This window comes from Methyloceanibacter sp., assembly GCF_050999895.1.
Lineage (GTDB): Bacteria > Pseudomonadota > Alphaproteobacteria > Rhizobiales > Methyloligellaceae > Methyloceanibacter.
Genome location: NZ_JBPCOU010000018.1, coordinates 1 through 12,240, shown reverse-complemented (window position 1 = coordinate 12,240; position 12,240 = coordinate 1). Strand labels below are relative to the sequence as shown.

12 protein-coding genes are annotated in these 12,240 nt (G+C 63.3%); 3 read left to right on the top strand and 9 right to left on the bottom strand.

Features of this window, described 5'->3' with window-relative positions; genetic code table 11:
* The first annotated feature begins 123 nt into the window (after positions 1–123).
* Positions 124–396, top strand: a complete 273-nt coding sequence (locus ACR2J1_RS01535; RefSeq protein ID WP_434017596.1) for a DUF2442 domain-containing protein — start codon at positions 124–126, stop codon at positions 394–396.
* Positions 397–399: 3 nt separating this feature from the next.
* On the opposite strand, the gene lepA is transcribed toward ACR2J1_RS01535, so the two are convergent.
* Positions 400–2,217: a translation elongation factor 4 gene (lepA, locus tag ACR2J1_RS01530; RefSeq protein ID WP_434017595.1), complete on the bottom strand. Its 1,818-nt coding sequence runs from the start codon at positions 2,215–2,217 to the stop codon at positions 400–402.
* Positions 2,218–2,372: 155 nt separating this feature from the next.
* Here lepA and ACR2J1_RS01525 point away from each other — a divergent pair, with 155 nt between their 5' ends.
* Positions 2,373–2,618 carry a hypothetical protein gene (locus ACR2J1_RS01525; RefSeq protein ID WP_434017594.1) on the top strand — a complete coding sequence of 82 codons (246 nt, stop codon included), beginning with the start codon at positions 2,373–2,375 and terminating at the stop codon, positions 2,616–2,618.
* 477 nt (positions 2,619–3,095) lie between these two features.
* Here the strand turns inward: ACR2J1_RS01525 and ACR2J1_RS01520 are convergent, their stop codons facing one another.
* From ACR2J1_RS01520 to msrA, 4 genes are all read right to left on the bottom strand, one after another.
* Positions 3,096–3,872 carry a molybdopterin-binding protein gene (locus ACR2J1_RS01520; protein WP_434017593.1) on the bottom strand — a complete coding sequence of 259 codons (777 nt, stop codon included), beginning with the start codon at positions 3,870–3,872 and terminating at the stop codon, positions 3,096–3,098.
* Positions 3,869–4,684, bottom strand: coding sequence for a cytochrome b/b6 domain-containing protein (locus ACR2J1_RS01515; protein WP_434017592.1), 816 nt, complete (start codon positions 4,682–4,684; stop codon positions 3,869–3,871). The genes ACR2J1_RS01520 and ACR2J1_RS01515 overlap by 4 nt, the downstream gene beginning before the upstream one ends.
* A 61-nt stretch (positions 4,685–4,745) precedes the next feature.
* A complete protein-coding gene (locus ACR2J1_RS01510; protein WP_434017591.1) occupies positions 4,746–4,997 on the bottom strand; it encodes a hypothetical protein in 252 nt (83 codons plus the stop codon).
* 324 nt (positions 4,998–5,321) lie between these two features.
* Entirely contained in the window at positions 5,322–5,927 is a 606-nt protein-coding gene (msrA, locus tag ACR2J1_RS01505; RefSeq protein WP_434017590.1) for a peptide-methionine (S)-S-oxide reductase MsrA, read from the bottom strand.
* A 150-nt stretch (positions 5,928–6,077) separates the two neighbouring features.
* Here msrA and ACR2J1_RS01500 point away from each other — a divergent pair, with 150 nt between their 5' ends.
* Positions 6,078–7,739, top strand: a complete 1,662-nt coding sequence (locus ACR2J1_RS01500; RefSeq protein WP_434017589.1) for a GMC family oxidoreductase — start codon at positions 6,078–6,080, stop codon at positions 7,737–7,739.
* A gap of 20 nt (positions 7,740–7,759) precedes the next feature.
* Here the strand turns inward: ACR2J1_RS01500 and pheT are convergent, their stop codons facing one another.
* From pheT to rpmI, 4 genes are read right to left on the bottom strand one after another with little or no spacing between them, the layout of a single operon-like run.
* Positions 7,760–10,174, bottom strand: coding sequence for a phenylalanine--tRNA ligase subunit beta (pheT, locus tag ACR2J1_RS01495; RefSeq protein ID WP_434017588.1), 2,415 nt, complete (start codon positions 10,172–10,174; stop codon positions 7,760–7,762).
* 4 nt (positions 10,175–10,178) lie between these two features.
* Positions 10,179–11,267 (bottom strand): phenylalanine--tRNA ligase subunit alpha, encoded by a 1,089-nt coding sequence (pheS, locus tag ACR2J1_RS01490; RefSeq protein ID WP_434017587.1) that lies wholly within the window; start codon positions 11,265–11,267, stop codon positions 10,179–10,181.
* Positions 11,268–11,307: 40 nt separating this feature from the next.
* The gene (gene rplT / locus ACR2J1_RS01485; protein ID WP_434017586.1) at positions 11,308–11,667 is read right to left on the bottom strand and encodes a 50S ribosomal protein L20; all 360 of its coding nucleotides are present in this window, start codon (positions 11,665–11,667) and stop codon (positions 11,308–11,310) included.
* A 30-nt stretch (positions 11,668–11,697) separates the two neighbouring features.
* Positions 11,698–11,901, bottom strand: a complete 204-nt coding sequence (rpmI, locus tag ACR2J1_RS01480) for a 50S ribosomal protein L35 (protein WP_434017585.1) — start codon at positions 11,899–11,901, stop codon at positions 11,698–11,700.
* Positions 11,902–12,240 lie beyond the last annotated feature (339 nt).

Genomic DNA, 12,240 nt, shown 5'->3' with positions numbered 1-12,240 from the left:
GCCTAAGCCCTTAATCCGCGTCCATCTTCAGGGCATCCCTTGTTGCGGGAACGGGGTTCGCCAAACTCCAGACTGGAACTTGGCGAAGGCGCATAAGCCACTGAATCCGATCGCGCCACTGGAATGAAAGATCTGACACCAAAAGTCGCTGAGGCCAGATATTCGGGCGTCTACAGAATTCGGTTTCGCTTCGTCGATGGCGTCGAAGGCGAAATCGACCTCGAACCGCTTCTGGGTACCGATGTTCGAGGGGCTGAGGACAAGGCCCTGTTCGCGCAATTCCAGCTCTACCCGGAGAGATCCACGATTTTCTGGCCAAACGACGCCGACCTGGCGCCGGAGTTTCTCTATGAGAAGGTCCGGCAAAGGCGAGGCCGGCAATCCGCAGCCGAATAGGAGCTAATCCGCGTCCATCTTCAGGGCGGCGATGAAGGCCTGTTGCGGGATGTCGACCTTGCCGAAGGAGCGCATCTTCTTTTTTCCCGCCTTTTGCTTCTCGAGCAGCTTGCGTTTGCGGGTGATGTCGCCGCCATAGCATTTCGCCGTGACGTCCTTGCGCAGCGCGCTGATCGTCTCGCGCGCGATGACCTTGCCACCGATCGCGGCCTGGATCGGAATCTTGAACATGTGCCGCGGGATCAGATCCTTGAGCTTCTCGACCATGGCGCGCCCGCGCGTTTCGGCGCGGCCCCGATGCACGATGATGGAAAGCGCGTCCACCGGCTCGTCATTGACCAGCAGCGCCATTTTGACGAGCTCGCCCTCCTCGTAGCCGATGATGTGGTAGTCGAAGGACGCATAACCGCGCGTGACGGACTTCAGTCGGTCGTAGAAATCGAACACCACCTCGTTCAGCGGCAGCTCGTAGACCAGCATGGCGCGGGAGCCCGCATAGGTGAGGTTCTTCTGCCGCCCGCGCCGGTCCTCGCACAGCTTGAGCACCGCGCCGAGATATTCGTCGGGGACGAGGATGGTGGCCTCGATCCACGGCTCCTCGATCTTGGCGACGCGCTGTGCCTCCGGCATATCGGCGGGGTTGTGCAGCTCCTTCATCGTGGCATCGGTGAGGTAGATGCGATAGACGACCGAGGGCGCGGTGGCGATGAGGTCGATATTGAACTCGCGTTCCAGCCGTTCGCGGATGATTTCCAGATGCAGGAGGCCGAGAAAGCCGCAGCGGAAGCCGAAGCCGAGCGCCGCGGAGGTCTCCATCTCGTAATTGAAGCTCGCATCGTTAAGGCGGAGCTTGCCGACCGCCTCGCGCAAATCCTCGAACTCGCTCGCATCGACCGGGAAGAGGCCGCAAAACACGACCGGCTGCGACGGCTTGAAGCCGGGGAGCGGGGACGCTGCCGGCTTCTTCTCGTCGGTGATGGTGTCGCCGACACGCGTATCGGCAACCTGGCGGATCGAGGCGGTGAAAAAGCCGATTTCTCCAGGCTCGAGGGTGTCGCGCATTTCCTGCTTAGGGCGGAAAATGCCGACGCGGTCGATTTGGTAGGCGCCGCCGGTCAGCATCAGGCGGATGCGCTGTCCCTTGGCAAGCTTGCCGTCGATGATACGAACGAGCACGACGACGCCGAGATAGGCGTCGTACCAGCTATCCACGAGCAGCGCCTTCAGCGGTGCCTTGGCGTCGCCCTTCGGCGCGGGCAGGCGGTGCACGATCGCCTCGAGCACGTTCTCGACGCCCTTGCCGGTTTTCGCTGAGATTTCGACGGCGTCCGCGGCATCGAGCCCGATCACGTCCTCGATCTGCTGGCGCACGCGCTCGGTCTCCGCCGCCGGCAGGTCGATCTTGTTCAGGACCGGCACAACCTCGTGATTGTTTTCGAGCGCCTGATAGACATTTGCGAGGGTCTGCGCCTCGACGCCCTGGGTTGCATCGACCACGAGCAGGGATCCTTCGCAGGCGGCGAGGCTGCGGTTCACCTCATAGGCAAAATCGACATGGCCCGGCGTGTCAATCAGGTTGAGCTCGTAGAGCTCGCCGTTTTTGGCGCGATAATCGAGCCGGACGGTCTGCGCCTTGATCGTGATGCCCCGCTCGCGCTCGATATCCATGGAATCCAGCACTTGCTCCTTCATTTCCCGCGCGGTAAGCCCCCCGCAGAGCTGGATCAGCCGGTCTGCAAGCGTTGATTTTCCGTGGTCGATATGGGCGATGATGGAAAAATTACGAATATGGGCGAGTTTGTTTGCCTCTGATTCACTCATTATTGCTAGGTACGGGAGCGGAGGCCCCAGGGTCAAGCAAACCGCGCCGAGCCCAATTGCGGCAATAGGGTGGAAAAGCCGCCCTAATCTCGCAGCCATTGGGATTTAGGGCTACCCAGTTAAACGCATCCTCAAAAACCAAGACGGAGTACATCATGCTGAATAAGATCTTTGTCGCCGCCTCAGTTCTGGCCCTCATGGCCGCCACCGTTCCTCTGCAGGCCGCCCCCGCCGAAGCCCGTAGCGGCTGCGCCAAGGCTGCCAAGGAGCATGCGCAGGGCTGGAAGGCTCGCCACGAATTCAAGAAGATGTGCAAGGCTCAGTACAAGATGCACAAAGAGACCACGAAGACGGGCGGCATGTTCAAGGGCGGCCTGTTCAAGAAGAAGGCCGCCGCCTAAGGGCAGCTTCGGCCTTTTCAGGTCTTGTTGTTGAAGGGACTCGCGCCATGCGCGGGTCCCTTTGCGTTGGCGCACCGGTCAACTGACAAGCAATGACGTTCGCCGGAAGTGGCGAAAGCCGTCTGCACGGCGGTTGACGGCATGCGCAAAAGGGCATTCATCCGCGCGCGTAACCTATCGGTGTAACGTGACGGAGTAAGAGCATGCTTAAGAAAACTCTTTTTGATGATAGCCGCCGCGGGACACCGCTGTCGTTCAGCCCGACTCTGCCTTTGCGGGCACCGGTTGCAAGAAAGCGGCGAAGGCGCAGTTCGCCGACGATCGAAAGGCGAGAAAAGCCTACAAGAAGAAATGCAAAGCGGGCTCCAAGGCTTGGTGGCCGGGCTACTACGCGCGTCACCACTAGGCGCATGACGCCTGAGCGAGAGAATGAGAGAAGGGGCCCGCGTGATCGCGGGTCCCTTATTTTTTGGGACGTCAGATGCCCGCGTACCATTCATAGCCGCGGTCTTCCCAGAAGCCGCCACGCCCGCCGCGAAGGTCCGCCAGCCCGGCCACCGCTTCGATTGCCATCACGTATTTGGCCATCTTGTATCCGAGCTGGCGCTCCACCCGCAGCCTGAGGGGTGCGCCATGCGCGACGGGCAAAGTCTCGCCGTTCATCTCATAGGCGAGGATCGTCTGCGGGTGTACCGCATCGACCATGCCGATGGACTCGTAATACTTGCCGGCCTCGGTTCCCGTCTCGCCGAGATCGTCGGCGCAATAGAACACGATATAGCGCGCCTCGGGCTTCAGGCGTGCCTCCTCGAGCAGCGCCTTGAGCGGAACGCCCTTCCATTTTCCGATACAGCTCCAGCCCTCGACGCAGTCATGCCGCGTGACCTGCGTGCGTGACGGCATCTTCCGAAGATCGGCGAGCGACAGCGCGAGCGGCTGCTCGACCAAGCCGCCAAGCGTCAGCGTCCAGTCGGCGAAGCCGTTTGCCACATGCGCCTGATAGGCGGAATCGTCGGGATTCGTGGAACCGTTGGCGCGAAACTTGGGCGAGATCTCGTCTTCGGCATATTCCCGCGCGAGCGCGGAGGATGACACGAGCGTGCGCTGGCTGAACAGCGTGAGGTTCTCCGTCGAATCGAGGATGCGCTTCACCCAAGGCTGATCGGACAGGCCTTCGCATCCGCCGAGCAATGCCGCGCTCGTGATGGCGAGCCCGCGCTTCAAGAAGCCCCGGCGGTCGATCTTGCCGCTCATGGCTTCGTCTCCGTGGGCTCGATGACGTAACGCCCGGTGATCATGGAGCGCAGATTGTTGAAGACGCCCGAGATGAGCACCATGAAGATATGCACCGCGACGAAGATCACGATGCCGCTTGCCGCGAGGAAATGAATGGTGCGCGCCGATTGCCGCCCGCCGAAGATATCCAGCAGTAACGGGTAGCCCGCGTCCATGCCGGGCGACATGCCGAGCCCGGTGAGCAGCATCAACGGCAACAGTACGAGGACCACGACGAGGTACGAGAGCTTTTGCAGCACGTTGTAGCGCTTCGCCTCGTCGCCCTTGGGAAATTTGAGGCGCGCATGCTCGGCGATCGAGGCCGGAACATGCTTGAGCTCGGACCTCGTCGGCGTGAGATCGCGCCGCAAATGACCACTGATGAAGCTGTAGAAGAGGTAGGCGAGCCCGTTGATGACGAACAGCCAGGCGAAGAAGAAATGCCAGCGGCGTCCCATCGCTAGATCGCGGTGGCCCGGTAGGGTCGCCCACCACGGGAAGCCGCGGTCTTCGCTGCCTCGCTCCGCGCTGCCGGCGCCGAGAACGCCTGTCGTATCGAATGTGCGGCCGAAAACGGTCGTCGTTCCGACGATTTTGTCCCCCTCCTGCACGGCCTGCATCGAAAGCAAGGGATCGTCGAAATCGGACTTCGCGCCGAAATAGAGAGCGGGATGCGCGTTGAAGATCTGGAGGCCGCTCATCAGCAACACCAGGAGCACCAGCGCGTTGATCCAATGCGTGAGCCGGACCGTTCCTGCGTGCCGGTAAATGATGTCGCGTTGCGTGCTCATGGCCCACGCCTGAGGGAGGGAGACCGGGCAGCACGCCCGGCCTTGAGTTCATGCTTTGCGACTACTTCATCGCCTTCATGGTCTCTTGCATGTGCATCGTGCAAGCCTTCATGTCTTTCTTCATCATGCTGTCCTGGGCCATTTTCATGTGATCCATGGCCATGGTCTTCTTCTCGCCGTCGGACATGCCCATGACTTCGGTTTTCATCTTCGCCATCGAGGCGTCGTTGCATTCCATCATGTCACTCGCCGCAAATGCGGGGGCCACGAGAGTGAAGGCCAAGGCGGCTGCGAGTAGGATCGACTTTGTCATAAGCTTACTCCCTTTGATCGGTCATTGCTGGGGGTGCCGCAAAGTCGCGACCGCTTCCGCAAGCCTTGTCGGCTTCCTTGGACGACCGATCTCGATCCAAGGGGAAGTTCAGGATCCGCTTTAGATCAGGGCAGGGCGGCGGGCGGTCGGACCCGCCGGCGTCGAGATTTACAGACAATTTGTATTTGAGAGGTCCCCATGCCCTGCGCCTTGCGCGTCTATGAGTGACGCAAAGGCATAACCGATCGGGCGCGTCATAGTTTGGCGTGATCACGCGGATGTGATGCCAATTGACGAGGTTGTAAAAAGACATCGCGTGGGACGTCACGAAGGCGGTGCGCCCCAGATCTCGGCGAGCCGCTGCGCGCGGCCGCAACGCCATTTGTAGTACTTGTACGCGATCGCATTCGTGTTGTGATAATTCTGGTGGTAGCCCTCCGCCGCCGTGAACGTCGTCACGGGCTCGATCTCGGTCGCGACCTTCTCCTTGAAGCGGTCTGCGATCTCCTGCCGCGTCTTCTCCGCCAACCCCTTCTCCTCTTCGTCGCCGACATAGACGACGCTGCGATAGGCATTGCCCTTGTCGCAGAACTGTCCTTCGGCATCGAAGGGATCGATATTGCGCCAGTAATGATCGAGCAGCGTGGCGTAGCTCACTTTGGCCGGGTCGTAGCGGACCCTGAGCGCCTCTCTGTAGCCCTCATGCGAGGCATAGGTGGGATTGGGCTTGGTGCCGCCGGCATAGCCCGAGACGGTCTCCGTCACCCCGTCGACCTCGTCGAAGGCATCCTCCACGCACCAGAAGCACCCGCCGGCGAAGATCGCGGTCTTCATCTCCGCCGCGTTCGCCTGGCGCTGCGGACCGGTGGCCAGCAGCAGGGCGCCCAGCAATAGAAAGGTGCCAATGCCAATAATCCAACGTGCCAGCATGGTGGCCCTCCAAGGTCGAATCCGTATCCCTACAATAGGCATTGGAAACGCCGCGGAAAACGGCCTCTCGCGCGACCGTGATGCGAGTTGATGCCACCCAACGCGCGTGCCCGTTTGTGCTGCCGCGCCGATTTCTAGTATGCAGGGCCGATGCAACAGCGGCTTTCCTCCCCTGCGAGCGCCATGCGGCCCGCTTACGACGTCGTCGTGGTGGGCTCGGGCTATGGCGGCGGCGTCGCGGCCTCGCGTCTTTCCCGCGCCGGCCAGCGGGTCTGCGTCATCGAGCGCGGCAAGGAATTCCTGACCGGAGAGTTCCCAAGCCGCCTGCCGGAGCTTCGCCGCGAGCTTCAATTGAACGGCGGCAAGATGCGCTCAGGCTCCCGCACCGGACTGTTCGATTTCCGGCTCGGCACGGACATTCATGTTCTTGTCGGCTGCGGGCTTGGCGGCGGCTCCCTCATCAATGCCGGCGTGGCGCTGAAGCCGGACGACCGGGTCTTTGCCGACCCGGCATGGCCGGAACAGCTCCGCGCCGACGGCCTGCTCGAACTCGGCTATCGCCGCGCCGGTGAGATGCTGCGCCCCAGCCGATACGCGAGCGCGCCCAACCTCACGAAATTCCAGTCGCTGGAAAAAGCCGGCGCGAGCTTCGTGATGCCGCCGGTCGCGGCCCCCGTCGTAGTCAGCTTCGACGCAAACACCAACCCCGCAGGCATCGCGCAGCCGGGCTGCACGCTTTGCGGCGATTGCTGCTCGGGCTGCAATGTCGGCGCCAAGAATACGGTCGCGCTGACTTATCTTCCCGACGCGCATGCGCATGGCGCGGAGATCTTCACCGAGCTTGCCGTGAGCCACATCGAAAAGATCGATGGGCATTGGCGCATTCATGTCGCGCCGTCCGACGCCAAGGATACGGCGTCAAGCTATGTCGATGCGAAGTCCGTGGTCCTGGCCGCCGGCACGCTCGGCTCCACGGAAATCCTGCTCCGCTCGCGCGCGAGCGGGCTGAAGATGTCCGACCGTGTCGGCGAGCGCTTCTCCGCCAACGGCGACATCATCGCCTTTGCGCTCGGCGGCAAGGAGCGGGTGAACGCGATCGGCGTCGGCTATCCACCGAAATTCACCGGCGACACGGTCGGCGCATGCGTCTCCGGGCAGATCGAGCTTCCCGACCATGCCGATCTCGACCGCTCCATGATCATCCAAGAAGGCGTGCTGCCCTCCGCGCTCGCGCCGCTGCTGCCGGTGTTCTTTGTCTCCGGCGGCAGAATCCTCGGCGCGGCGCAGAGCCTGATCAAAGGCGTGTATGAGGGCCCGCTCTCGCATCTGCATACCTTCTTCGTCGTTTCCCACGACGACGCGAAAGGGCGCATCAGCCTCGACAACGGCGCGGCGCAGATCAGTTGGCCGGGCGTCGGCGAGCAGCCCGTCTATGACCGCGTCGACGCGGCCTTGAGCAAGGCGGCGGCGGCCGTGGGAGGCCGCTACATCAAGAGCCCGCTCGCCGCGACCGCGACGGGCGCGAAGCCCGTGACGGCGCATCCGCTCGGCGGCTGCGGCATGGGCGAGGATGCGGCACGCGGCGTGGTCAATCACAAAGGCCAGGTCTTTGCCGACACAGACGGCGAGGGGGTACATCACGGGCTTTATGTCTGCGACGGCGCCGTGATCCCGCGCTCGATCGGCGTCAATCCGCTGCTCACCATCACAGCACTCGCCGAGCGCGCCATGGTGCTTCTCGCGCGCGACCACAATCTCGGCTTCGACGATGCGCCGCGCGCGGCACGAGAGTTGGAGAAAGCCACCCTGTAAGGCTGTCGTGCCGATCTAGACTAGCCGCGCAAGGTGCCGCCGGTGGCCTTTTGCACGGCGGCGACGATCTTCGCGGCGACCGCATCGATCTCCTGCTCGGTCAGCGTCTTATCGCGCGGCTGCAACACAACCTCGATGGCGAGCGACTTCTTGCCGTCGGCGATGCCCTTGCCGGTGAACACGTCGAACACGCTGACATCGGAGATGAGCGTACGATCTGCGCTTGCGGTGGCGCGGACCACATCGCCCGCACCCACGTTGGCATCGAGCAGGAAGGCGAAGTCGCGCCGGACCGCCTGCAAATCCGACGCGTTCAGCGCGGGCTTGGTCAGTCTCTTGCGCTTCGGTGCGGGGATGGCGTCGAGGAAGATCTCGAACGCGGCGAGCGGCGCATCGAGCTCGAGCGCGGCGAGAATGTCGGGATGCAACTCGCCGAACACGCCGAGTGTTGTTTTGGGTCCAAGCTTGAGCACGCCGGAGCGCCCGGGGTGAAACCAGGACGGCGCCTCGCGCGCGACCGTGACATTGGCCTGATCGAGGCCGAGCGGGGTGAGCACGGCGACGGCATCCGCTTTGACGCCGTACACGTCGGCGGCGTGCGCCTGACCCGCCCAGTCACGCCCGCCTCCAATGAGAGCCGAAAGCCCGAAGCGGACGCCGGACGCCGCGATATATTGGTCCTCGGCCTCGGCCCCGCGATAGGCCTGACCAAGTTCGAATAGCGCGCCGTCGGCGAAGCCCCGGTCGCGATTGCGCTGCGCCGCCGTTAGGAGGCCGGGCAGCAGAGAGGGCCGCATCACGGCCATCTCCGTCGAGATCGGGTTGGCGAGCGTCACCGCATCCTGGCCGCCGCCGAACAGTCTAGCCTCTTCGGGGGGAATGAAGGACCACAGCACCGCCTCGACGAAGCCGCGCGCGGCGAGCACACGACGCGCCAGCCTCTGCCGCTTCTGCGCCTCCGTGAGCACCGCGCGCACCACGCCATCCTTGCGCGGCATGGGTGTCGAGGGCACGTGGTCGACGCCGACAAGTCGCACAACCTCCTCGACGAGATCCGTGGGACAGGAGATGTCCGGGCGCCAGGAGGGCGGCGCGGCCTTGAGCGCTCGGCCCGCACCCTCAAGCGCGATTCCGAGCGCGCCGAGACGCTGCTTGATTTCGGTCTCCTTCAGGTCGAGCCCGCTCAAGCGCTTGACAAGGCCGAGATCGAGTTTGAACGGCGCGTTCGCCTTCGGCGGCTTGCCGGCAATCGTGTCCTTGCTCGCCTCGCCGCCGCAAAGATCGAGGATCAGCGCCGTTGCGAGCTCGAGCCCTGGCACGACAAACTCCGGATCGACGCCGCGCTCGAAGCGGTAGCGCGCATCGGACTGAATCCCGAGCCTGCGCCCGGTACGCGCGATACGCTTCGGATCGAAATAGGCCGACTCGATGAAAACGTTGGTGGTGGATTCGGTGACGCCGGTATCCTCACCGCCGATGATGCCGCCGAGGCCGAGCACGCGCTCATCGTCGGCGATCACGCAGTCATCCGTCCCGACCTCATACGTCTTGCCGTCGAGTGCCATGAAGCTCTCGCCTTTCTTGCCGAGCCGCGCGCTTATCGCGCCTGAAAGCTTGTCGGCGTCATAGACATGCAGCGGCCGCGCACGGTCGTAGGAAATGGTGTTGGTGATGTCGACCAGCGCGTTGATGGGGCGAAGGCCGATCGCCTTCAGCCGCGCTTGCAGCCAGGCCGGGCTGGGCCCGTTCTTGACATTGCGCACGAGACGCCCGGCGAAGATGGGACAGGCGCTTGCATTGTCCGTACTGAACTCCAGCTTGATTGCGACAGGATTGGCGAAACCCCCTGGCACCGGCGCGATCGTGTCGGGCTTCATCTTGCCAATGCCGGCGGCGGCAAGATCGCGCGCCACGCCGCGGACGCCGAGACAGTCCGGGCGGTTCGGCGTGATGGCGATGTTGATGACGATCTCATCGAGGCCGAGTGCCGTCGCGGCGGAGCTGCCGATCTCGGCGTCCTCGTTGAGCTCGATAATGCCGCCATGTTCGTCGGAGAGCTCAAGCTCGCGCTCCGAGAGCAGCATTCCGCTCGACTCCACGCCCCTGATCTTCGCCTTGGTTAGGGTCATCTCGATGCCGGGCACGTAGGAGCCGACCGGCGCGAACACGGCCTTGAGGCCGGCGCGCGCGTTCGGCGCGCCGCACACGACCTGCAAGCGTTCGGTGCCGGTGTCGACCTCGCAGACTTGCAGCTTGTCGGCGTTCGGGTGCTTCTCGCAACTGACCACTTGCGCCACGCGGAACGACGCGAGCGTGGCAGCCGGATCGAACACCTCCTCGACCTCAAGCCCGATGCGGGTGAGCGTGTCGGCGATCTCACCGACGCTTGCCTTTGTGTCGAGATGCTTATTCAGCCATGCGAGCGTCAATTTCATGGCGTCAGGAACTCAGGCCGGCGGCGAGGGTCGGCACGGCAAGCGGCATGAAGCCGTAATGCTTGAGCCAGCACAGATCGCCCGCGAAGAAGGCGCGCAGATCAGGCATGCCGTATTTCAACATCGCGATGCGGTCGATACCCATGCCGAAGGCGAAGCCCTGATAGCGCTCGGGATCGAGTTCGACATTGCGAAGCACGTTCGGATGCACCATGCCGCAGCCGAGAATCTCCAGCCACTGGTCGCCTTCGCCGATGCGGATCTCGTCACCCTGCTTGGAGTAGCCGATATCCACCTCCATCGACGGCTCGGTGAAGGGGAAGTGGCTCGCGCGAAACCGCATCTTCACGTCCTGGATTTCGAAGAAGGCTTTGCAGAATTCCTCCAGTACCCATTTCAAGTGCCCGAGATGGGTCTCCTCGTCGATGACGAGGCCCTCGACCTGGTGGAACATCGGCGTGTGGGTCTGGTCGGAGTCGCTGCGATAGACGCGCCCCGGCGCGATGACGCGCAAGGGCGGCTTATTGGCGAGCATGGTGCGGATCTGCACCGGGCTCGTGTGGGTGCGCAGTACGGGACGCGTGCCGTCCGGGCGTTCCGCGAAATAGAACGTGTCGTGATCCTGCCGCGCGGGATGCTCGGGCGGGATGTTGAGCGCGGTGAAGTTGTTGAAGTCGGTCTCGATGTCGGGGCCTTCGGCGATGGAGAAGCCCATATCGGCGAAGATCTCGGTGATCTCGTCCATCACCTGGCTGACGGGATGGATGCTTCCCTCGGCGAGCGGGCCGGGCCGCACCGGCAAGGTCACGTCGGCCTGCTCGGCGGCAAGCTGCACGCTGAGCGCGATCTGGGTCAGCTCCTGGCGCTTCTGCTCCAGCGCCGCGCTGACCGCGTCTTTGAGGGTATTGACGGCTTGCCCGAAGCTGCGGCGCTCATGGGCCGATAGCGCGCCGAGCTGCTCCATCAGCGCCGCGACATGACCTTTGCGGCCGAGCGCGGCGATGCGCACGTCCTCGAGCTTGGCGAGGTCGGGCGCCGACGCAATCGCGTTCAGCAGCTCGCCTTGCAGGCTGTCGAGCTCTGGCGCGCTCATGGCTCCGGCTCCTATGGCCTGAAAAGCCCTCTAGCGGGCGTCAGGCCCGCGCGGCAGCGGTCGCAGCCTCGACCAGGCCCTGGAAGGTCTGCGGTTCACGCACGGCGAGATCGGCGAGCACCTTGCGGTCGAGCTCGATGCCGGCCTTTTTTAAACCATCGATCAGGCGCCCATAGGTCATGCCGTTGGCTCGCGCGGCGGCATTGATGCGCTGGATCCAGAGCGCGCGGAAGGTGCGCTTCTTCACCTTGCGGCCGCGATAGGCGTATTGACCGGCCTTCTCGACCGCCTGCTTGGCAACGCGAATGGTATTCTTGCGGCGGCCGTAATAGCCCTTCGCCTGTTTCAGCACCTTGCGGTGCCGGGCGTGGGATGTGACGCCGCGTTTCACACGGGACATAGCAGTGCTCCTTGAATCTCGGCCGGTAGCCTAGTGGCTATAGGGCAGAAAATTGCGCTTCACGGTCTTTGCGTCTTCGTCGGTCAGGACCATCGTCCCCCGCGCGTTGCGGATGAATTTCGTGGTACGATTGATCATGCCGTGACGCTTGCCGGCCGCCTGGCATTTCACCTTGCCCGTGGCCGTGACTTTGAAGCGCTTCTTGGCACCGCTCTTGGTCTTGAGCTTGGGCATTTGGCTTCCTTTTTTGATGCGGCCTAAGGGGGCGCCGCTTGCGCCAGGCCAGAGTGATACGTGCTGAAAGCATGCGAGCCGCCACGGCATGCCCCGCCGGGCGGCTCCTTGAGATCAGCCTTATAGGGCTCATTCTGCCTTTGTGGCAAGGGCCGCGCAGGGGTGCAAGCGCTTAACCAAGGCAAAGACGGAAGGACGCGGGTCCTATCGTCTTTTCGACCGCGACATGGACGATCGCTTGCAACAGCGGGTGAAGCTCGAGACGGAGATTAGAAGCGCCATCGCCTCGGGCAAGATCGTGCCGTTCTATCAGCCGATCGTCGAACTCGCGGACGGCAA